We start from the raw sequence: 22,052 nt of genomic DNA, 5'->3' as shown, positions 1-22,052 counted from the left end.
TTCCGGCGTTTTTAATTATCTGGTATTATTGCCGCGGCATCAAGGGTGGTTCGGAAATTCAATCTGCATTCCCGACGGTGGTTTCTTATGAATATTCGTCGGCCGGTTATTCCGAAGATACCTGCTTTTATAAGGTGCCTGCCTCCACGAAGAAAACGGTGAAACAGAGATGTCCGGTTCGGACGGCAACCGTGCCCTTACGATGGAATACAAACTACTCATCTTATATTCCATCTGTTTGTATAACAAGAAACCATATCCTGCGTGCCCCGCCCTGTTGCTGATATTGAAGTTTTGGGCAACATTATTTTTTATCTTTAAAATCAGTTTTATGCGTTTTATTTTCAGCGGCATTTTATTATTTGCCGGTTCTTTTATTTATGCACAGCATACGGCTTTGCTGGAAGAGGTGGTTGTCATGGCAGAGAAAAGGGAATTAAAACCCCAATATATTCCGGCAGCTTTAACGGTTATCACGCCGGAGGCGATTTCCGGTGAGAATAATCCGGATTTACGGAATCTTTCCGCGCTTGTTCCCAATTTTTACATGCAGGAAGGCGGATTGAAACTTTCAACCCCGTTGTATGTGCGGGGAGTCGGAACGGTATCGGGCACTCCCCCGGTGGGTCTGTATGTGGACGGGGTGCCTGTTTTTGACAAGAATGCGTTTATTTTTGATTTGTATGACATTCACCAGATTGAAGTCCTGCGGGGTCCCCAGACTACGCTGTACGGCAGGAACAGTATCAACGGCCTGGTGAATGTACGGACAAAGGCTCCGGCGCGGGATTTTTCCGCCCAGGCGAAGCTGGGGTATGCCAGTTACGGTTCACAGAGCTACCAGGTGCTTTTGAATGCGCCGGTCGGACGACTGCACAATAAGTTTTCCTTTGCCTACAATAAGTCGGAGGGCTATTTCAAGAATCAATACGACGGATACCGCAAATCCAATCCGTCCGATTCGTATAATGTCCGGTATCAGGGGAATGTATATTCCGACAAGAGCTGGAAAATCAATTTCGGCGCCAATTTCAACCATTCTTTTGACGGCGGTTATGCCTACCATGCGGTAGATTCGCTGCGGGCAGACCGGTATGTCGTGAATTACAATACGCCTTCTTCCTATAAGCGCGATTTGTTTTCTTCGTATATCAATTTTGCGCAGAAGGGACGGCGTTTGGCGTTTAACTGGGTTACTTCTTACTCCTGGAGCAAGGACAAGCAGCTGCTGGATGCGGATTTTACCTATCTGGATGTGTTCGACAATAATAAGAAGTCACAACAGAATCTTGTGACGCAGGAACTCAATCTCCAATCGGTCAAGGGAAAGCATGTGGAATGGACTTTGGGGGCTTTCGGGTTTTACAAGAATCTGAAAAACGACTACCTTGCCACTTTCGGCAAAGACAAGGCTTATCTGCTTCCGATGCCTTTGTCGGAGATGAAGTATTATAATAGCACGCTGACCTACGGGGCGGCAGGTTACGGACAGATTACCGTAAAGGATATATGGCCGGGCGTATCGGTGACCGCCGGATTGCGGTATGATTACGAGAAGGCGGATTTAACCTACCGGGACAGTATGCTGATTGACCGTTCCCCCCGCTTTATGTCCTACCACGATTCGGAGGAAAATAAAAAGTTCGGGGCCTGGCTGCCCAAGTTCTCTATCTTACAGGCTTGGAATGACAAGCTGTCTTTATACCTGAATATTTCCAAGGGGTACAAAGCCGGCGGTTACAATATCATTGCCAATGATATGAGGTCGCAGACTGCCGATCTGGGATACGGGAAAGAGAAGTTATGGAATTATGAAATCGGGTTGAAGTATTTCAGTCCGAGCCGTAAGTTCAGTCTGAATGCCGCCGCCTATTATATCGACTGGCAAGACCAGCAGATTTTTGTGATGGGCATGATGGGTCCCAGTATAAAGAATGCGGGAGATGCCCGTAGTTTTGGCGGTGAAGCAGATGTACAGGGCAAAATCTTTCCCCATCTCTCCTATTTCTTCAGCGCCGGTTATACGCATTCAAAGTATTACCGCAATGACAATAAGGCCCACGAAGGCAACCGGATTGTCATGGCTCCGGAGTTTACGGGGAATGCCGGACTTGTTTACCAGCGCCCGATGCAATGGGCTAATTTCACTACGTTCAGGGCTTCCACGTCGGTAACGGGTATGGGAACGCAATATTTTGACGAGGATAATTTGTTGAAACAGTCGCCTTATTTCCTGTGGAATATGGATTTTGCCCTTTCCGGCAAGTATGTGTCTCTGCATGTGTGGGGAAAGAATATCCTGGATAAGGCGTTTTTCAGCTATATGCTCAATAATCCCGTCGGGGAAAAACTGCCTGCCTATTTCAATATGGGACAATCGGGAGCCCCTGCCCGCTTCGGCGCTTCGGTTACGTTTAAGATTTGAAACTAAAACTTTTTTTTCTCCCGTTCGTTAATTCCTATAAAATGATTCCTAATTTAAAACGCATCATGTTATGAATACAACATTTAAAAATCAAATTCCCTGTGTTTTGTTGTCTTCTAATACGATTAACGCACGAGGAGATGACAAGTTGTTCCGTCTGCAACCGCTTCCTTATACGCAAGACGCGTTGGCTCCGTATATCAGCGAACAGACCGTACAGTTCCATTATGGAAAACATTTGGCTACTTACATTGAAAATACCAATAAGCAAAAGGCCGGTACGGAGTTTGAGAACCAAACGATAGAGGAAATCATGCTTAAGGCTGAAGGGGGATTGTTCAACAATGCTTCGCAGGTATACAACCATTATTTCCAGTTTGAGGCTTTTCAACCTTCCCGCCAAAATGAAGACAAACCCGGTAAGGAAACCTTGCTTGTGCTTGAAAAAGAGTTTGGCAGTTTTGAGGAGTTTAAGGCGAAATTTTCACAGGCGGCCATTACGTTGTTTGGCTCCGGATATGCCTGGCTGACGTTGAATGCAGAGAATCACAAACCGGAAATTATTCAGACGCACAATGCGGAAAATCCGTTGAAAGCAGGGAAAGTTCCCTTGTTGAATATTGACGTCTGGGAACATGCTTATTATCTTGATGTGCAAAATCTTCGCGCGAAATATGTAGAGAATTTCTGGAAAATCGTTAATTGGAAAGTGGTTGAAGAACGCTTGAAGGCAGCGAAGAAATGATATTTTCTTAAAAATGCCGCTATAAGCATAGCGGCATTTTTTATTTTTCTTCTTATTACCGGACAATTTCCATTTCTTCCAACAGGTGCCCCGCTCCTGCTACTTTGTCGATAACAAACAGCACATACCGGATATCAACGGCTACGTTCCGACAAATGGCAGGGTCATATTGCATATCAGACATGACACCGTCCCATGCCCGGTCAAAGTTTATTCCAATCAGATGCCCTTCCGCATTCAGTACCGGACTGCCGGAGTTTCCGCCGGTGGTGTGGTTCGTTGCTATAAAGCAGACGGGTACGTCACCGTCTTGCGTATAAGGCCCGAAATCCTTGCTTGCATATATATCCCGTAATGCTTGCGGAATGTTGTAATCATATATATCCGGCCGGTCTTTTTCCATGATGCCGGTTAAGGTGGTATAATGAGTATATTTCACGGCATCGACGGGGGTATATCCGCTTACTTGGCCGTAAGCAACCCGCAAGGTGGAATTGGCATCCGCATAGAATACTTTTTCGGGCTGCATTTCCATCAAACCCGCCAGCCAAATCTGGTGCTCATTTCTCAAGGCTGTTTCGATTTTTACCAGTTCCGGCAGTATCTGCCGGGTGTTGAAATCCCGAATGGAAAGCGCGAGGCGGCAAATGGGGTCTTTTTCCAATTTCAGCAAAGCTTTGCTGTCCCACTTTCCCGTAATGTTTTTTATTCCTTCCGGAGTGGTCAGTGCCGATTTATTAAAGATGTTCCGTGCGTATGTGTCATATCCCGCACTGTTACGTGCTTTTTTCACCTCTTCGGGAATCCAGTTGTCCGATAAGTTGGTGTTGTATAAATTCAGCATCTCTGCCAGGATACGCCGGTCTGTTTCCGCATCGTAGTCTTTAAAAAACGCCGCTATTTCAGCCTGAAGCCGTGCTTCGTATTTTTTCTTATCCCCCGATTTTACCGCGGCGTTTACTTTTTCATAGACATTTCTTGCCAAACCGATAATTTCCGCGCCACGCAAGCCCGCTTCGCCGGCATAAACAGATGCCAATATCAAGTCTTTCCGGCGGTCATACAAGGAGGCATACCGTTCCATGATGCCATCGTATTTCCCGCGTCCTTTCGCCCAGACGGCAAATTCCGCCTCTGTTTTTTCCTTATTCCCGACGGTATTGAAACGTTTCAGTCCTTTGAGTTCCCCTTGCCATTTTTTCCATGCGTTGGCGACATTGGCAGCTTTGGCCGCATATTTTATCCGCAACAGTTCGCTTCGGTTCATGGCTTCATTCATTTTGTCCAATATTGCCGTCCGAATGGCTATTTTATGGGGATTTTCGATGTCTATCAATTGTTTTATGGCATAAGACGGCAAATATTCGTTGGTTGTTCCCGGATAACCGAAAATCATAGTGAAATCACCCTCTTTTATTCCTTTGGCAGAAATTTTAAAGAAGGCATCCGGCCGGTAAGGACGGTTTTTCTCCGAATATCCCGCCGGTTGGTTGTTTTCGTCAGCATATACCCTCAACACGGAAAAGTCTCCGGTATGCCGCGGCCACATCCAATTGTCCGTATCTCCGCCGAATTTGCCGATAGCCGAAGCCGGAGCCCCCACCAAACGCACGTCTTTGAAGATGCGGAATACCGACATAAAAAACTGATTGCCGTTAAAATAAGATTTGATGTTTGCCTTTAAGTTAGTCCCCTCCGCAGCCTGTTGTTCCAATTTTTGGGCTATTTCTTTGATTTTGGCGTTTCTTTCTTTTGCTGTCATATCATCGCTCAATTGGGAGGTTATCTGCTCCGTCACATCTTCCATACGCACTAAAACGGAGACCGTAATCCCCGGATTGGCCAGTTCCTCACTCCTGTTCTTTGCCCAAAAACCATCCCGCAAATAGTTATGTTCCAAAGAAGAGTGGTTCTGAATCATGTTGAACGAGCAATGATGATTGGTTACCAACAACCCTTCGGAACTGATGAATTCTCCGGTACAGAAGTGATGAAAGGGGCTTCCTTCCCTTCCCAGCCCGACAACAGCATCTTTCAGCGAAGCCCGGTTGATGTCATAGATGTCTTCCGCCGTCAGTTTAAACCCTTTTTTCTGCATGTCCTCAATGTTGTACTTTTTCAGCAGCATCGGAATCCACATTCCTTCGTCCGCTATACAATATCCGCTGAACAATGCCAGCATACATACAATGGATAGTAATTTTTTCATATTCTGTTTATTTATTATTATTTGCACAAATCCACACCAAATTCCTGTAATTGCCGGTAAAGTGTCTGTATCGGCAAGCCCATGACATTGTAAAAAGAACCGTCAATACGTTCTATGCCGACATAGCCAATCCATTCCTGTATCCCGTAAGCGCCTGCTTTGTCCAAAGGCCGGTATTTGTCTACGTAGTAGATAATTTCTTCTTCCGTCAATTCCCTGAAAAATACATCGGTACAGACGGAGGTAGTTTTTTGAATATGAGAAGTGGTCAAACACAATCCCGATACTACCGTGTGCCTGTTACCGGATAACTCACGAAGCATCTCTATTGCCGCCTGCCTGTTGCCAGGTTTACCGACAGCTTTGTTGTGTATGGAAACAATGGTGTCCGCCGTTATCAATAACTCATCCGGTTGCAGTTCATGCTGAAATGCGGAGGCTTTCAGACGCGCCAGATACTCCGGTACTTGGTTTACAGGCAAATCATCCGGATATATCTCCGGTACTTCTTTTATTCTTACTTCAAACGTGAAACCGGCCTCCCGCATTAATTGCTGACGACGCGGGGATGCCGATGCCAAAATCAACTTATACGCCATGCTTTTACAAGAATCACATACTTTTTACAAAACAACCGGTATCCATCCAATCACCTTTTGCTTTCAATACCTGCGAAATGACATCCCTGACACATCCCATGCCCCCGTTGATGTCGGAAATATAACGTGATATGGCTTTAATCTCCTCACAAGCATCCGCAGGACATACCGGTAAACCGATACGGGTCATAATATTGTAGTCCGGTATATCATCTCCCATATACATGATTTCATCAGCTTTAAGGGCATATTTCTGCATGATTTCATCCAATGCCTCCAATTTATTCGCTATCTTCAAATAAATATCCTTAATCCCTAATTTTGCCAACCGCTCCCTCAATCCAGGCGCCCCACCGCCCGAAATGATTGCAATGATATATCCTTTCCGTATGCTGTACATGATGGCATAGCCGTCTTTGGCACAAGACGTTCTTATCAATTCTCCTTCCGGAGACAAACTCATTTCATGTCGTGAAAGTACTCCGTCCACATCAAATATGAATGCCCGGATATTCTTTAATTCATCTTTAAAAAAAGCCATATTTTATATTTTTATCCATAAAAATCAAGCTACCATAAATTTAAGCTCATTTGTTGCTCTTCCGATGTTGTTTTAACTTCATTCTTTACTTGCGCTTCTTTTATAGAATCACTTAATAATGAATACAATGTATACAGTTTCTTGTTGTTTTTCAACAAGGCTTTGTGCATACCGAGTATACTGTCGTCATTACGCCGGGCAGGTCCTGTCTGGGCTTCTTCGGGCGACATAAGCATTACTTTGTGTGCAGTCTCAAATATCAGCGGCCGGAGCAAGGCAAAATCCAATCCCTCTTCTTCCAGTATCTTACCTGCCGCTCCATACAAATAATTTACAAAATTATTGGCAATCACTCCCGCCAAGTGGAGCTTCTTACGTTTTTCAGAGGACATTTCCTCCACTCTGTCCGATAAACAGCCGGCAAGTTTCGCAAGAATGCCATGGCTGTATTCATTGGAATATTCGAGGCACAACGGAATCTCTCTGAAATTCAATTCTCTCTTCTTGGAAAAGGTTTGCAGAGGATACAAAACGCCATAATTTTGAGCATGATTCTGAAAAATGCTCATAGGCTGACTACCGGAAGTATGTATGAGAAGGGCATCTTTTTTAAATCTAACGCTCTTTATCATAGATAATAACGAATCGTCATTGACACAAAAGAAATAAATGTCGCAATCGGGGTAAACAGCAAATAAATCCGACGTATAACTGATTCCTGTCTTCTTTCCCAATTCCCGCGCCGATTCTATACTGCGACTGTATATCTGACAAAGATTCAACCCCGCAAGTAACAATGCCGGTGCCAGATTGTGCGCAACATTTCCCGCCCCAATCAAAACGATTCTTTTATCTGTCATGTTCAAATGCAATATTTTTAGGTTTTATCTTTCCCTCTCTTAACAAGAGAAGCAATCGGTGGCACGCCTGCCGTATATCTTCATGAAACGTCGTCGCCACTAAAACCAGTCTTTTATCCCGAAATTCCAAATGAGTATACCCTTCTTCTTTTTCCGTTCCAATCAATATCAAATCCCCTCCGGGGATGAACGCATGCGTCATCTGATTGCGTAATTTATCGTATAAAAGATTGTTTTCATTCAATAACCGGTATCGTCCCCCAAACAAATAGCGGACAGCCTGCGCAAACCTCCGGGAAGACTGGCCTTTTGCTTTCATTGGTTTCTGATCCAGGAAACCACCCAACACCTCGATAATCTGTCCCATAATCACAAAATTCATGTAAGAAAGAGAAGCTTTCTGCAATTTATCCAATTCCTCCAAAATAACCGAAGATAAAAAGGTCTCGATTCTTTCTATTTGCGCCTGTTTTTCCATAAGTGAGCCAAAAATAACTCAAATAAATGAAAAGTACGAATATATCTAATGTCTATTTCGTAATTTTGCCCCTAAATTAAAACAGCATGCTGATAAATAATATTGCAACGGATTCGACCAGCTTTTCAGAAAATATTCTAGAAAACGGTTTGAGTATATACGAGGTTATCCGAGTTTTCAGAGGAACTCCCATTTTTCTAAAAGACAATCTATTACGATTGGATAATTCATTGAAAAAATCAAATATTCATATTGACATACAAAATCTTCATCTCCCGGATAAGCTAAATCGCCTTATCCGTTTGGAACATCTGGAGGAAGGCAATATCAAGTATGTTCTTCATTTCCTGAATAATCAAACGAATGAGTACCTCTATGTTATCCCTCATTCATACCCCTCCCGGGAAGCCTATCAACAGGGCGTAAACACCATTACCCACGAGGCTGTAAGAGTTAATCCGGAAGTCAAATACCTCAATCCGGAATTGCGTGCAACAAGCGACCGCCTAATCAAAGAAAACAATGTTTATGAAGTGATTTTAGTTGACAACGACGGATGCGTAACCGAAGGCTCCCGTTCCAACATCTTCTTCATACAGCAAAATACGCTTTATACAGCGCCCTATACAGATGTTCTTCCGGGTACAAGCCGTAAAAGGGTTTTTGACATCTGTAAAACGGAAAAAATCGAAATTGTTGAGAAAAAAATCAAACTTGACACCCTATCCGACTATGAAGCCGCTTTCATTACGGGAACTTCTCCTTTAATCCTTCCCATCCGGCAAATAAATTCCATTTCTTATAAAACCTCACATCCTTTATTACGCCGACTTATGCAATTGTATTTTACTCTTTTGGAAAGAATAGATTAAGAACTTTTATATAAAAATAGTTTTATTTTCAAACATCTTTTTTTAATATTGCAAATATAATTCGTTGATATAATACGATTTGCAATGAGTAAAACTACCGGAATAAAATATGTCATTTTACTTACCGTTATAGTTGTCATCGTTTTTACCAAGCCGTGGAAGTTGTATTTTTCAGAGGATATCCAAGCCTCTTCCCTGTCTGAAGCTGAAAGTTCCACCCTCATGCCACGCAAGCTAATCCCTGCTTCTGAAATATTTCGCAATAGTTTTTCCGAATTGCCTGAAACGCAAAAAATGGATCACATCATTGAGCGTTTTATGAAAAAATGGGAAATCCGGGGTGCTTCTTTTGCTTTAATGAAAGACGATAAATTATTGTATGCCAAAGGATATGGATTCGCCGATGATGAGTTGCAGATTCCTACCGAGACACATCATATTTTCCGTATTGCTTCTATTTCCAAATTAATTACGGCTGTCGGAATCATGAAACTAATTGAAGACGGAAATTTACATTTGAATGATTTGGTATTCGGGCCGGACGGCATATTAAACGATACTATGTATAACCAAATCCGCGATTCGCGCATCAAGACAATCACCGTAGAACATTTACTCCGCCACCAGGCCGGTTTTTCCACCAATTACGGCGACCCGATGTTTTGTTCCGTTGATATTGCTAAAAAAATGAACGTAACCCCGCCTGCCGATCTTAATACAATTATCCGTTTCGTATTATCCCGCCGCTTACGTTATACACCAGGAACGTCAACCGCCTATTCCAATGTAGGTTATGGAATTTTATCTAAAGTTATTGAAAAGGTGTCCGGAGAAACTTATGAAGAATACATTCAAAAGAATATATTACATCCCGCTGGTTGTTTCGATATGCATTTGGGGAATAACCTATACGAAGACAAACATAAACATGAAGTAAGGTATTACGAAACAGCTACGGAAGAACTGATACCCGCCTGTGACGGAAGTAAACGCTTAGTTCCCAAATATTACGGAGGTAATAACCTCGAAGCTCTTTCGGGTGCAGGTGCTTGGGTGGCTTCCCCGATAGAATTGCTTCGTTTTTTAGCCGTAATAGACGGCCATCCTCAAATTGAAGACATTTTAAAACCGGAAACCATTACCCAAATGACCACATTTACCTTAAATGCCCTGCCTATCGGCTGGATGCACATTTCTTATAAAGGTGACTGGTCCCGTACCGGAACACTTTCCGGCACAAGCGCTTTGATGAAAAAACAGCACAACGGCTATTCCTGGGTTTTTGTAACCAATACCAGTTCCTGGAAAGGCTCTAAATTTCCTTCCTATATCGAGCAAACCATACAAAACGCATTAGCTACCGTAACGGAATGGCCGGAAAAAGATTTATTTGAACTTCAAATTTTCAACCAACAAGATTACTTAGTAGAACGTTAAGTTAAAAAATGAATCTTTTTCTTTGATTTTATCTTTCAATTTGCAATTTTTGCATAAAGAAAAATTCATTTATTAAACTTCTGTGTTCATGATTTACCGTATTTTGGCAATTAATCCCGGTTCAACTTCAACTAAAATAGCGTTATTTGAAAACGAAAATCAAGTCTTCATAAAAACCATACGCCACTCTGCAGAAGAAATCGGAAAATTTGCCAATATCAGTTCTCAATTTACATTTCGTAAAGAATTGATACAAAAAGAACTGCAAGAAGCCGGTATTGCTCTTGAAACAATCCATGCCATCGTCGGACGAGGTGGTTTAATTAAGCCTATAGAATCCGGTGTGTATGAAGTAAATACTGCCATGATACAGGATATGCAAACACCAGTCATGGGAGAACATGCCTCCAATTTAGGCGGCCTTATAGCCCATGAAATTGCCAAGGAGGCAGGCTCTCAAGTAAAAGCTTATATTGCAGATCCGGTAGTGGTGGATGAATTAAATCCCATCGCCAGAATCAGTGGACACCCTGCCTTCCCGAGGGTTTCTATTTTTCATGCACTCAATCAAAAAAGTATTGCCAGAACCTATGCCAAAGCTATCGGGAAAAAATATGAAGAACTGAATCTTGTCATAGCACATTTAGGAGGAGGTATATCAGTCAGTGCCCACCATTATGGAAAAGTAATAGATACCAATAATGCATTGAACGGTGACGGCCCATTTTCCCCCGAAAGAGCCGGTGGGGTGCCGGTAGGTGCTCTTGTCAAGCTCTGTTTTAGTGGTACGAAAACACAAGATGAAGTAAAAAAGATGTTATGCGGAGCCGGTGGTCTAGTCGGTTACCTGAATAGCAATGATGTCATAGAGATTGAAAAAAACGCTCTCTCCGATTCTCACTACCAATTGATTTGGGAAGCGATGTGTTATCAAGTAGCTAAAGAAATCGGTGCGATGGCATGTGTATTGGAAGGCCAAGTAGATGCTATTTTACTGACCGGCGGAATTGCCAACAGTAAAAAAGTTACCCAAGCCATTACTCAACGCGTCCAATTTATTGCTCCCGTAAAAGTTTATCCCGGAGAGGATGAAATGCGTGCTTTAGCTTTAAATGGCTTAATGGTTATGAAAGGCGAACTTGCCCCCAAAGTATATGCTTAATTTATACTTCCGTAATTTTTTCCAATTGTACATACCAGATATAGCCTTTTACATTTTTATACCCCATTTCTTTTAAAGAGGTACAGTATGAACGCACTTGCCTCAAATATTTATTTTCTTCAACGGCTCCAAACTTATAATCAATCACAACAGCCTGTTTGTTTTTAACAATTACTCTGTCCGGTCGTATTTTCGTGCTCCCAAGCAATAATACATCCCGTTCATTGATTACTTTATATTTATGGTCAAACCACTCTGCTGTAATAGGATCTGATAAATATTTACCTATTTTCTCGATATATATTCCTTTTTCCTGCTTGGTAATCATGCCGGATAAATACACATTGTATACAGCTTGTTCAATGTCTTCTATGTACTCTATCGACTTAAAAATTTCATGCAATAACTTTCCTTCGTCTATCGCAGACAGCGTATCGTTTTCTCCAGCATAATCCTGATGTTTATATTTTATGGAAATACGCCCTTCTGGATTAAAAACAGGATAATTGGTTAAGGTCATCGGGTCTGCTTTTTCAGGTAAAGACGCATTATACGCCTTTCTGCCATAAGACAGATTCATATTCTCATCAGTCTCACCAAGTATTGTTCCCTCATTTTTCAAGACCTGAAGTACTCTATAAACAAGTCCTCCCATATTGGAAAAAGAAGGTGTCCCGTCTTTGTTTATTTTAGGCATATACGGAAGAATATATATCTCCTTTTTCGCTCGGGTCAAAGCAACATAAAGCAAATTAAGATTATCGACATAGGATTTCAAATGCTCATCATAATAATCTTCATCAAAAACTGTATCCGCAAGACGAGAAGAATAATTCAACGGCACATAATCCAATTCTTTGAATTTCTCTTCTCTGTTCTTACACCAAATTCTACGTACCGGCCGCACACTGTCCAATTCCCAATTACAGAAAGGTAAAATGACATACTCAAATTCCAAACCTTTGGATTTATGAATAGTTAATATCCGGACAGCATCTACATTTTCAGAGGTAGACAATACCCGTTTAGGCAACTCTTTTTCCCACCATTCCAGGAAGAAATGGATGCTGTTTGAATTTGTCGCTTCATATTCAAAAATAATATCCTGAAATGCAATTAAATAAGGAACCTCTTCCCTTTTTTCTTTTAATTCAAAATTATCAATAATTGCCTCCACCGTTTCAAAAAGAGAGTACGACAATACTTTCCCCGTATTTATCGCAAATTTCCTGTCCATCAGAACAAACAATTCTTCCTCTCCAACAGTATTAAAAACTGCATCTACATCTTGTCTCTGCTCATTTTTAATGAATGTATTATACAAGTACAAAATAATTGCCTTGTTTACTAAATCATATGGAGCGATAAGATAACGTAAGATAGCCGTGATGAATTTCACAAAAGGAGATGAAAAAACATACAGGGAGTCATTGGATATAAAATCAATACGTTGATTATTCGTTTTATTATAATTCATGAGATAATCCGCAACAAAAGCTCCCTCCTTCCCATTTCTTACCAATATGACTATTTCCCCCTTCTTCCCACCTCTATCCAATATTGAATTAATCTCGGCCACCGCATTCTCCATAATGTTTTCGGCAGCTCCTTTCTCTTTTTGTTGCAGACCGAAATGGACATTGACAAATCCATTTTCCGTAGATTTTACGGTTTGTTTTATGTCGGCATAGACTTTCATTATTGTTTCAGACCAACGATTATCTTTTCCTGCCGCATTATCAAATAACTCCTTTAATACAGTTGCCGACCGCTCAAAAAACACATTATTGAAGGATACTATTTCCGACGCACTTCTCCAGTTGTTTTCCAAAACAACATTGTTCGCACCGAATTGCCGGAACTCTGTATCAATTCCGTCTGCTAATAAAGTCCAGTCCCCATTTCTCCAGCGATAAATACTTTGTTTCACATCCCCGACAATAAGTGCTTCATTTCCTTCCGACAAACTATTTACAACCAAAGGACGAAAATTATTCCATTGCATAGCTGAAGTATCCTGAAACTCATCTATCATCAAATGTTTATAATAATTTCCGACTTTTTCAAACAAAAATGAGGTGTCATTCCCGGCAATAAGAATATTTAAAATATGCGTTGTATCACTCAACAGCATAACACCTTTCTCTTCACAATAATTTCTAACTTCCTGATATAAGTCGCTCATCACCCCCAACTGATAGAGATTATTCAATATCTGACGAGCTGAAAGATAATACCTGCATTTCTCCTCATAAATCCGCACACACATTTTTAATTTTTCATTCAAAAGAGGATATACGGATTCTATTTTTTCTTTTACATACGCATCGCTATCTTTGGCAATCCATGAATCCATATTATCCACAGCCTTCAATGCCGTAGGAGTGATTTCATCATATTTTCGATTTCTAAGCTTATAAAAGTGAGCTGCACAACCTGTTTTATTTCCTCGAAAATCCCTTAAATCCAATCCCTCTTTTTCCATTATTCCAATGGCTTCATCACTAATAGCTGTTAATTCCGTCTCGTACTCTTGAATTATCGTTTGTAAGGATAAAGCATATTTTTTTAAAAATTCTTTATCTTGAAATTTCGATAAAACCAATGAATCAAAAAGCATATAATTCTCCCGAAATAACTCCTCTCCCAATTCAATAATCTTACCTTTTATACTCCATGATTTTCCATCATCCACACTTGTATCCATTAACCCTCCCAACCACGCTTTTAAGGAAGCATTCTGTTTTACTTCCTCTATGACTTTATCTACCGCTTTTAAAAGAATATAATCATTATCCAACTCCACATTGTATCCGGGAAATACCCCTAATTCCTTAGTAAAAGATTTTACGACGCGTTGAAAAAAACGATCAATCGTAGTAACAGAAATCTTGCCATAATCATGCAATAATAGCGTACGCAATAAAGTTGCACGATTGCGAAGTTCATCATCTGTAAATTTAAATTCTTTTTTTAATTCCGTAGCATAAGCACTCGGACGTCCCTCTGCCATCTCATGCACTTCCTTAATGATACGGAATTTCATCTCTTCTGTAGCCTTATTGGTAAAAGTAACGGCAAGAATATGTTTGTATTCGGAAGGAAGGGAAAAAATAATTTTAAAATACTGCATCGTCAAGGCAAATGTCTTTCCAGAACCTGCCGATGCCTTATAAACATTTAATTTAGACATAATTAATTTGGCGGAAATAAAAAAGGTCACAATTGATTCTCCAGAATGGAACAATCTTTTATCCTTTTTATTATTGTGTTCATATACTCTCTCAAATAATTTACATCAGCATTATTCACTTCAGTTTCACGTACAAGTTCTAATCCTTTTTGCAACATTTGTTTTGCCATCAAAAAATTTCCTTCTTCCTCATATAACCAAGCCAAATTCAAATATCCGCGTATAGCTTGCTTTGGAGACCTTTGTGTCACTGCTTCCCACAATTTTCTTGCTTGCTCATAATCATTTTGCAAAAAGAAAAAATCCCCCATTTTTAGTACTTTTTCTCCATTATATATTCGTCTCTTTACGGACTTCCAATACGGTCTTAAACGATGGGCATATTCGATACCGTTTCCTATTATCAATTCATTAATATACCCCACATCTATTCCTTCATTACTTATTCCCTCCATTATATCGTTTTTATAAAAAACGGAATCCAACATCAATCCTTTATTGCAATCATAGAGGCGTACCAACAAATCACATTCCACCTTACGCTCAGCAGCATTTACTATATAACCGATTTTTTCCAATGCAACGATATAATCCATGCCCAAATTAAGTCCTATTTCTTTTAAAATTTTTTCAGTAACAGGCAATGGTAAGGTATCAACCGATAGATATACTCTGTTTTTCCCTAAAATAAAAGGAAGGGAATCTTCTTGATTGTCATAAAAAGCAGTTTGCAGTGCCGTATAAAAGCTATAAGACAATTCATCATCAGATATTCCGGTATACTGATTCAATACGAAGGATGTGTCCGAAGCATGACGTATGTTGCGATCCCAAAATCCCAGCACTCGTTCTTTTTCTAAAGTATGTATTGCCGGTTCCAGAATTTCAACGCCAATAGTCCGATAGGTTGTGCAAGAGATACAACACAACAAGGCAAGAAAAAATGCCAATTTTAAAATTAACCGACATAATATTTTAACAGCATCCACTCTATACATACTAATAAAAGTAAAATAATGCCGGCCCATTCCAATTCGCCCAAATTCACATATCTTATTTCTGCTTTATACATCGGAGTAAATTGAGAATCGGTTGAAATTTGAGTGATAAGCTCATCAATGTCTGCATAAAAACAACTTTTACCCCCTGAATTATCTGCAATTTCCTGCATTAAACGAGCATCAGCTCTCATATCTTTTAATTCCGGATTTTGAGTCCTTACATAAAACACCCCTTTCTTCTCAAATTTTTCCCCTTTAAAATCTGTAGACAATTTATAATGGTATTCTCCCGCTGAGAGATTACCTAAATTTATACGATATTTATCCTCATTTCTATTTAAAAGATATTGGTATTCCTTGCCCTCAAATTCTAAAACTAAACGAACATCCGGAGTATTCACTAATTCATAGCTATCATTATATAGTTCAACATCTACCGAGATGTCCTCCGTCTCGTCATATAAAGCATTGATATCATGAATGAATCGGTCACTTCCTGTGCGTGAAACCAAATAATTAACCGTTTTATGAATCAACGTATTAAACAAATCATGATTCCCGTTTTCCTTATATGAAAATAATCTCCATTTCCATAATCCCTCTCCCCAGAAATAAGCCTGTTTGGCCTTGTTGTTACTATAAAAACTCATCATACCGTTTTCAGTAACCGTACTTTTTATTTTTTGTACAAACAAATTCTTTCCCGCATTTGTCTTAATTTGTCCGAAAGGTACAATCAGAGGAGGAAAATTCATAAAACCCCAAGCTTCTTCTTCTGTAAATCCGAAATAAGAAAAATTACGGTTATAAGCAGGCAAAGCATATTCATTCATTCCCGTTGTGAAGGAGACGCCATATTCGTTGGTATAACGGGAGAAATCAAGAATATTTTTTCGTCCTGTCAAAATATACCATACTGCAACATTGCGTTTTTCCGCCTCTTGTATAATTTTACGATAATTGGGATTTTCCGGTTGAGGATTATGCAATATAAAAAGGTTGGCTTGCAAATCCTTCAATGGTTTGGATAATTCCTGATGCGTACATTTATATACCCCCGACGCCTCAACAGCAGAGGTAATAGCTGCGATATCCGGATGCGGTGCTGTATAATAAATGGCAATATCTCCCGAATGATCCAATATATTCACATATACAGTAGCTTGATTATTCTCTCTGCTTTTTTCTATAAAATTTGTTTCCAATTCTACCGTATAACGAACCACACCCTTTTTTCTTGCTTCGACATCAAAAACGACATCCGTTATATAATCATCCCTATCAACCGTCAGTTCTTTTTTTCCTATAATACGGTCATCTTCTTTCAATAAACAAATCAATTTTTCCCCTCGTTGTTTCCAGGCGGCGATCTCTACTTTTATTGGAAAAATGGTATGAAGGAAATTAAATTTATCATATATAACTTCCTTTATATAAACATCCGGAACCTCTGTCGTGTCTCCTAACACCACCGTATAAACAGGATAAGAATTTACCTGGTAACGAGGATTCATACCATGATTATATCTTCCGTCACTCAATAACAACACGCCTTCCGGTTTCCTAGTCAGATATTGATTATCAATGTAATCAAACAACCCCGTAATATTTGTATGATGTTCCGAAAACGTAAAGTGTTCATTCTTTTCCGCCTTTTTACCAAAGGTTAGCCATTCCACGGAAAAACGATCATACAACGGTGCCAATTGTTTTTTTAAAGACGCTTCGTATTCATGGAGAAAATACAAAGAGTCCTTAGTATTCAATAAAGACATTGAATTATCTTGAGCAACAAGTAACAATGGTTTTTCCTTAATTGTTTTCGTTAATTGCAACGCAGGTTGCAGCAATAAAAAAAACAGAATAAAAACAACTAAGAAACGTAGAAAAGAAATAAGAATATTAATGACGACAGGAATATCCGGCAATTTTGAGATTTTTTTAAACTTTAACCTTGCAACTCCCACCGATAATATAAGTATGGGAATAACCCACCATAAAGAGTATTCAAATATCACCTGATTCTTTTTTAATTTCAAATTGCAGAGTTACCATTATTTAATAAACGGCAAACCCTGCAATTCAAAAATAATTACATATTCATTCCTCCACAAACATGAATTACCTGTCCTGTAACATACCGGGACAAATCGGAAGCCAAGAACAGACATACATCTGCAATATCTTCCGGTGTACCACCCCGGCGAAGCGGAATTTTAGCAGCCCACTCTTTTCTTACCTCTTCTGGCAACTGCGCCGTCATGTCTGTAATAATAAAACCAGGAGCAACAGCATTAGCACGGATATTACGTGAGCCCAATTCTTTTGCAACACTTTTGGTAAAACCAATAATCCCTGCTTTTGAAGCGGAATAATTAGCTTGTCCTGCATTTCCACTCACGCCGACTACAGAACTCATACTAATAATAGAACCGGATTTCTGTTTCAACATAATTGCAGAAACAGACTTTGTGAAATTAAATACGGATTTCAAATTCACATTTATCACAGCATCCCACTGTTCCTCCGTCATTCTCATCAACAACGTATCTTTGGTAATACCAGCATTATTTACCAAAATATCTATTCTTCCGAAATCTTTTGCTATCTCTTCAACGGTTGCTGCTGTCGCAGTAAAATCAGCCGCATTGGAAGCATACATTTTAGCTTTTACACCACAAGCCGCAATTTCTTTTTCCGTCGCCTGTGCAATTTCATCATATCTTAAATCTGTAAAAGCAACATTGGCGCCTTGATTAGCAAAAGCTAATGCAACCGCTTTACCGATACCCCTTGAGGCACCTGTAATCAAAGCGGTTTTTCCTTCTAATAACTTCATAATTTAAGTTTTATTTAAAACTGATTGTTAGACTTTCAAACCGGATTTTCCGGTTCTCTATTGTTTCAGCAGCCAAAGATAAAGAAACAAATTGAAATTAAATTGTCATATCTGAAAAAACAATCACTAATATCTGTCGAAAATTATCCTCGTTTTTAGTGTTTTTTTACCCCATCTCTTGATTTTTTATATTTTTGAGAAAAAACACAGTTATTTTTCATTTTTTTATCTAAATTTGTTTCGTTTCTGAATGCAAAGATTCTAGAATAAAAATTATAAACATAATAACATGCTGAAATCTTACAATTTCCCTAGTGTATACGAAGCTACCAATCAGGAGCTGAGTAATATAGCTGAAAATATCTTAGATGGTATAAAGCTTAATGTTGATGATACGGATTATATCGTTGGTAATCTCGCGTTGGTAGAAGGGTATTCTCCTCATAAAAATATCAATCCCGCTCCTACTGATGACGAATACAAATTATTAGCTAATGCTGCTTTATTATTGACACAACCGAAAGGAGAAGAAGAAATTTATCTGACGACAGGTTTCCCATTCTCTACTTATATGCTGTATCGGGATAAAGGCATGGAAATACTGCAAGGTCGCCATATCATCAATTACGATGCATCTACGTTTGGCGGTCCTGCCAATGCTAAACGCGAAGTTAATGTCGGCAAAGTAGATATTATACCCGAAATTTTAGGATGTACTATTGCCATTCGGGAAGGCGAACTACAAGAAAGAGATAATTTCTTTATTGTCAGTTTAGGATACGGTACGTGTGAAGCGGTTGTTAGTACCCGCGCGGGTATTATCAATCGTTCTGCTATCAGTACACACGGTTTACGACATGCAGTAAATTTGTTATCCAACGAATTGGCTAAAAATTTCTATTTGAATTTAAAAACAGAGCATCAGATTGATGTGGCATTCCAACAAGGACATATTACAGTAAATCGTGTAAAACACAATATATTGGATATTCGGGAAAAAGTGCTTAGAATGTACTACAACGAAATCATTGCTCCCAATCTTCGCAAAGCATTTACAGATGATGATTTCAATAAGTGCACCAAAATGTATCTCGTAGGAGGTGGTGCCCTTTATCCTGAAATGATAGAATGCTTCAAAGAAGAATTCGGAGAATTTGTTTCTGTTGAAGTATACCCAGAACCGGAAAAATGTGCCTCTCACGGATATTGCCTGAATTCAAAAATAAAATCGGGCGCCAATAAAGCTGCTATTCCCAATAATGTGGAAGCAAGTGAAATCAAAATTTTCCGTAATCCACAATTAGCAGTCGGTATGGATATTGGGAATGCCAATACTTGCGTTACCATTTATAAAGACGGAGAATAAAACATTTATACACATGATGTAAAAGAGTTGTTCCTGCCGGAGCAACTCTTTCTTTTAGAAGACTATAAAAATAAATTTTAAATAATATCTTATGGAATTATTAGAGAAAATTAAAGAAAACGCCCGGAAGTATAAAAAGAGAATCGTTTTAGCAGAAGGGACGGAAGAACGAACCTTAAAAGCTGCAGATGAAATTTTGCGGGAAGGTTTGGCTCAATTAATCTTATTGGGTAATCCGACAGAAATTTTAGCCATTGCTGAAAAATTAGGATTAAAACATATCAACGAGGCAACATTAATCAATCCTCAGGAACACGATAAAAAAGAAACTTATGCCAACTTACTCGTCGAATTAAGGAAAAACAAGGGTATGACGAAAGAACAGGCATTAAAATTAGTCGTTGATCCCTTATACTTGGCCGTTCTGATGATTAAAAACGGTGATGCCGATGGAGAAGTGGCAGGAGCTATTAATGCAACAGGTGATGTATTGCGTCCAGCCTTTCAGATTGTAAAAACAGAACCCGGTATTTCTGTTGTATCGGGAGCATTTTTAATGCTGACCAACAACCCTGCTTTTGGTGACAATGGCTTACTCGTTTTTGCCGATTGTGCCGTACATCCGAATCCGACAGCGGAAGAGTTGGCTCAAATAGCTATTGTTACAGCTCGTACTGCTAAAAATATTGCAAAAATAGAACCTCGCGTTGCGATGCTAAGTTTTTCAACAAAAGGATCTGCAAAAAATGAAATGGTAGACAAAGTTGTTGAAGCAACAAAATTAGCCCAACAGATGGCTCCAGATGTTAATATCGACGGGGAATTACAAGCAGATGCTGCAATTATTCCTTCCGTTGGAAATCTGAAAGCACCAGGAAGTCCTGTTGCAGGAAAAGCTAATGTGCTTGTATTCCCGACATTGGAAGTCGGCAACATCGGCTATAAATTAGTACAACGTATCGCTGGAATTGAAGCCGTAGGGCCTATCTTGCAAGGAATGGCTGCTCCGATTAACGATTTATCCAGAGGCTGCTCTGTAAGCGATATTGTAAATATGGTTGCCATTACCGTTAATCAAGCAGCTGGATTAACCAAATAAAGAAAATGATATTATGAATATATTAGTATTAAATTGCGGTAGCTCCTCTATAAAATACCAATTATTAGACATGTCTGAAACCCCTCTTTTGCTGGCTAAAGGACTTGTTGAAAAAATAGGGCTACCCATGGGTAATTTCACCCATAAGCCGGAAGGAAAAGAAAAATTAACAATTGAACAACCTATTGCAGACCATGCTATTGGTATGAATTTGATATTAAAAGCTCTTGTTGATGAAAAGCATGGAGTAATCAATTCATTAAATGCAATCAAAGCCGTTGGACATCGTATCGCACATGGAGGAGAATATTTTTCTCACAGTGTATTAATTACTGATGATGTTAAGAAAAAAATTCAGGCTTGTTGTGAAATAGCACCTTTACACAATCCTGCTCACTTAAAAGGTATTGAAACAATGGAAGGTCTTCTTCCCCAAATTCCTCAAGTGGCAGTTTTTGATACCTCATTTCATCAAACACTACCGGAAAAAGCCTTTATTTACGGTATCCCCTATGAATATTATACCAAATATCATATACGCAAATACGGATTCCACGGAACCTCTCACAAATTCGTTGCAGAAAAGGCCTGTCGGATTTTAGGTTGGGATATCACAAAAAAGAAAATTATCACCTGTCATTTAGGCAATGGAGCCTCTATTACTGCTATAAACGGAGGTAAATCTGTTGACACCTCCATGGGATTTACTCCGGTAGCTGGTTTGGTTATGGGAACCCGTTGTGGAGATATCGATTCAGGTGCATTACTTTATATTTGTGATAAAAAAGAACTTTCTCCTGCAGAAGCAGTAAAACTGACAAATAAAGAATCCGGAGTATTCGGTATTTCCGGTGTATCTTCCGACTTTCGGGAATTAGAAGCAGCCGTTGAAGAAGGTAATAAAAGAGCAGAATTGGCATTAGAGGTATTTATTTACAATGTAAAAAAATACATCGGTGCTTATGCTGCTGTCTTGAACGGTGTTGACTTAATCATCTTTACAGGAGGAATCGGAGAAAACAACATAAAAGTCCGCCAAGCAATATGTGAGGAACTTTCTTACCTCGGTGTCGACTTTGACTCAAAAGCCAATCAAGTACGTGGAGAAGATAAAATCATCTCCACTCCGGATTCCAGAACGCTGCTTATGACTGTTACTACCGATGAAGAATTAGTTATTGCTACCGATACACTGAAATTAGTAAAGTAAATGATAACCAGTGTGC

Annotated in this window: 18 protein-coding genes; 8 read left to right on the top strand and 10 right to left on the bottom strand. The window is 39.6% G+C overall.

Annotation, left to right across the window (positions count from 1 at the left end):
• Positions 1-39: 39 nt before the first annotated feature.
• The gene (locus tag NFR61_RS05810; protein WP_251621623.1) at positions 40-354 is read right to left on the bottom strand and encodes a hypothetical protein; all 315 of its coding nucleotides are present in this window, start codon (positions 352-354) and stop codon (positions 40-42) included.
• On the opposite strand from NFR61_RS05810, the gene NFR61_RS05805 reads away from it, so the two are divergent.
• Both NFR61_RS05805 and NFR61_RS05800 read left to right on the top strand, forming a co-directional pair.
• The gene (locus NFR61_RS05805; protein ID WP_251621621.1) at positions 332-2,425 is read left to right on the top strand and encodes a TonB-dependent receptor; all 2,094 of its coding nucleotides are present in this window, start codon (positions 332-334) and stop codon (positions 2,423-2,425) included. The two genes, NFR61_RS05810 and NFR61_RS05805, sit on opposite strands and share 23 nt — an antisense overlap.
• A 70-nt stretch (positions 2,426-2,495) precedes the next feature.
• Positions 2,496-3,170, top strand: coding sequence for a superoxide dismutase (locus NFR61_RS05800; protein ID WP_251621620.1), 675 nt, complete (start codon positions 2,496-2,498; stop codon positions 3,168-3,170).
• Positions 3,171-3,225: 55 nt separating this feature from the next.
• Here NFR61_RS05800 and NFR61_RS05795 read toward each other — a convergent pair whose 3' ends face one another.
• The 5 genes from NFR61_RS05795 to NFR61_RS05775 are packed head-to-tail and all read right to left on the bottom strand — an operon-like array spanning position 3,226 to position 7,857.
• Positions 3,226-5,379, bottom strand: coding sequence for a S46 family peptidase (locus NFR61_RS05795; RefSeq protein ID WP_251621618.1), 2,154 nt, complete (start codon positions 5,377-5,379; stop codon positions 3,226-3,228).
• A gap of 17 nt (positions 5,380-5,396) precedes the next feature.
• Positions 5,397-5,978 carry a Maf family nucleotide pyrophosphatase gene (locus tag NFR61_RS05790; protein WP_251621616.1) on the bottom strand — a complete coding sequence of 194 codons (582 nt, stop codon included), beginning with the start codon at positions 5,976-5,978 and terminating at the stop codon, positions 5,397-5,399.
• A gap of 13 nt (positions 5,979-5,991) precedes the next feature.
• A complete protein-coding gene (locus NFR61_RS05785; protein ID WP_251621614.1) occupies positions 5,992-6,519 on the bottom strand; it encodes a KdsC family phosphatase in 528 nt (175 codons plus the stop codon).
• 29 nt (positions 6,520-6,548) lie between these two features.
• Positions 6,549-7,379: a Rossmann-like and DUF2520 domain-containing protein gene (locus tag NFR61_RS05780; RefSeq protein ID WP_251621613.1), complete on the bottom strand. Its 831-nt coding sequence runs from the start codon at positions 7,377-7,379 to the stop codon at positions 6,549-6,551.
• Positions 7,369-7,857, bottom strand: a complete 489-nt coding sequence (locus NFR61_RS05775; RefSeq protein ID WP_251621612.1) for a hypothetical protein — start codon at positions 7,855-7,857, stop codon at positions 7,369-7,371. The genes NFR61_RS05780 and NFR61_RS05775 overlap by 11 nt, the downstream gene beginning before the upstream one ends.
• Positions 7,858-7,943: 86 nt before the next feature.
• Between NFR61_RS05775 and NFR61_RS05770 the strand changes: the two genes are divergently transcribed.
• From NFR61_RS05770 to buk, 3 genes are all read left to right on the top strand, one after another.
• Positions 7,944-8,729, top strand: coding sequence for an aminotransferase class IV (locus tag NFR61_RS05770; RefSeq protein WP_251621611.1), 786 nt, complete (start codon positions 7,944-7,946; stop codon positions 8,727-8,729).
• An 84-nt stretch (positions 8,730-8,813) separates the two neighbouring features.
• Positions 8,814-10,166, top strand: a complete 1,353-nt coding sequence (locus tag NFR61_RS05765) for a serine hydrolase domain-containing protein (protein WP_251621610.1) — start codon at positions 8,814-8,816, stop codon at positions 10,164-10,166.
• A gap of 88 nt (positions 10,167-10,254) precedes the next feature.
• Entirely contained in the window at positions 10,255-11,328 is a 1,074-nt protein-coding gene (gene buk / locus NFR61_RS05760; protein ID WP_251621608.1) for a butyrate kinase, read from the top strand.
• Between the two features lies 1 nt (position 11,329).
• On the opposite strand, the gene NFR61_RS05755 is transcribed toward buk, so the two are convergent.
• The 4 genes from NFR61_RS05755 to fabG form a co-directional block, all read right to left on the bottom strand.
• A complete protein-coding gene (locus NFR61_RS05755; RefSeq protein WP_251621606.1) occupies positions 11,330-14,521 on the bottom strand; it encodes a UvrD-helicase domain-containing protein in 3,192 nt (1,063 codons plus the stop codon).
• Positions 14,522-14,547: 26 nt separating this feature from the next.
• Complete coding sequence (locus NFR61_RS05750) at positions 14,548-15,519, bottom strand: DUF6340 family protein (protein WP_251621605.1); 972 nt, start codon at positions 15,517-15,519, stop codon at positions 14,548-14,550.
• Positions 15,480-17,288 (bottom strand): hypothetical protein, encoded by a 1,809-nt coding sequence (locus NFR61_RS05745; protein WP_251621603.1) that lies wholly within the window; start codon positions 17,286-17,288, stop codon positions 15,480-15,482. The genes NFR61_RS05750 and NFR61_RS05745 overlap by 40 nt, the downstream gene beginning before the upstream one ends.
• 326 nt (positions 17,289-17,614) lie before the next feature.
• Complete coding sequence (fabG, locus tag NFR61_RS05740) at positions 17,615-18,361, bottom strand: 3-oxoacyl-[acyl-carrier-protein] reductase (protein ID WP_251621602.1); 747 nt, start codon at positions 18,359-18,361, stop codon at positions 17,615-17,617.
• Between the two features lie 289 nt (positions 18,362-18,650).
• Between fabG and NFR61_RS05735 the strand changes: the two genes are divergently transcribed.
• The 3 genes from NFR61_RS05735 (at position 18,651) to NFR61_RS05725 (ending at position 22,036) form a co-directional block, all read left to right on the top strand.
• Entirely contained in the window at positions 18,651-19,727 is a 1,077-nt protein-coding gene (locus NFR61_RS05735; RefSeq protein ID WP_251621600.1) for a ParM/StbA family protein, read from the top strand.
• Positions 19,728-19,818: 91 nt separating this feature from the next.
• Complete coding sequence (pta, locus tag NFR61_RS05730) at positions 19,819-20,826, top strand: phosphate acetyltransferase (RefSeq protein ID WP_251621598.1); 1,008 nt, start codon at positions 19,819-19,821, stop codon at positions 20,824-20,826.
• 13 nt (positions 20,827-20,839) lie between these two features.
• Entirely contained in the window at positions 20,840-22,036 is a 1,197-nt protein-coding gene (locus tag NFR61_RS05725; RefSeq protein WP_277613058.1) for an acetate/propionate family kinase, read from the top strand.
• Positions 22,037-22,052: the final 16 nt, after the last annotated feature.

Origin of the sequence: Odoribacter lunatus (assembly GCF_943193135.1) — a bacterium.
GTDB lineage: Bacteria > Bacteroidota > Bacteroidia > Bacteroidales > Marinifilaceae > Culturomica > Culturomica lunata.
The sequence above is the reverse complement of the archived record's forward strand: the minus strand, read 5'-3'. Positions and strand labels throughout refer to the sequence as shown.

Coding starts and splice junctions, on each gene's coding strand:
- NFR61_RS05805 (WP_251621621.1), top strand. CDS start 332: ATGCGTTTTATTTTCAGCGGCATTTTATTATTTGCCGGTTCTTTTATT.
- NFR61_RS05790 (WP_251621616.1), bottom strand. CDS start 5,978: ATGGCGTATAAGTTGATTTTGGCATCGGCATCCCCGCGTCGTCAGCAA.
- buk (WP_251621608.1), top strand. CDS start 10,255: ATGATTTACCGTATTTTGGCAATTAATCCCGGTTCAACTTCAACTAAA.
- NFR61_RS05810 (WP_251621623.1), bottom strand. CDS start 354: ATGCCGCTGAAAATAAAACGCATAAAACTGATTTTAAAGATAAAAAAT.
- NFR61_RS05770 (WP_251621611.1), top strand. CDS start 7,944: ATGCTGATAAATAATATTGCAACGGATTCGACCAGCTTTTCAGAAAAT.
- NFR61_RS05725 (WP_277613058.1), top strand. CDS start 20,840: ATGAATATATTAGTATTAAATTGCGGTAGCTCCTCTATAAAATACCAA.
- NFR61_RS05795 (WP_251621618.1), bottom strand. CDS start 5,379: ATGAAAAAATTACTATCCATTGTATGTATGCTGGCATTGTTCAGCGGA.
- NFR61_RS05780 (WP_251621613.1), bottom strand. CDS start 7,379: ATGACAGATAAAAGAATCGTTTTGATTGGGGCGGGAAATGTTGCGCAC.
- NFR61_RS05750 (WP_251621605.1), bottom strand. CDS start 15,519: ATGTATAGAGTGGATGCTGTTAAAATATTATGTCGGTTAATTTTAAAA.
- NFR61_RS05735 (WP_251621600.1), top strand. CDS start 18,651: ATGCTGAAATCTTACAATTTCCCTAGTGTATACGAAGCTACCAATCAG.
- fabG (WP_251621602.1), bottom strand. CDS start 18,361: ATGAAGTTATTAGAAGGAAAAACCGCTTTGATTACAGGTGCCTCAAGG.
- NFR61_RS05800 (WP_251621620.1), top strand. CDS start 2,496: ATGAATACAACATTTAAAAATCAAATTCCCTGTGTTTTGTTGTCTTCT.
- NFR61_RS05785 (WP_251621614.1), bottom strand. CDS start 6,519: ATGGCTTTTTTTAAAGATGAATTAAAGAATATCCGGGCATTCATATTT.
- NFR61_RS05755 (WP_251621606.1), bottom strand. CDS start 14,521: ATGTCTAAATTAAATGTTTATAAGGCATCGGCAGGTTCTGGAAAGACA.
- pta (WP_251621598.1), top strand. CDS start 19,819: ATGGAATTATTAGAGAAAATTAAAGAAAACGCCCGGAAGTATAAAAAG.
- NFR61_RS05775 (WP_251621612.1), bottom strand. CDS start 7,857: ATGGAAAAACAGGCGCAAATAGAAAGAATCGAGACCTTTTTATCTTCG.
- NFR61_RS05765 (WP_251621610.1), top strand. CDS start 8,814: ATGAGTAAAACTACCGGAATAAAATATGTCATTTTACTTACCGTTATA.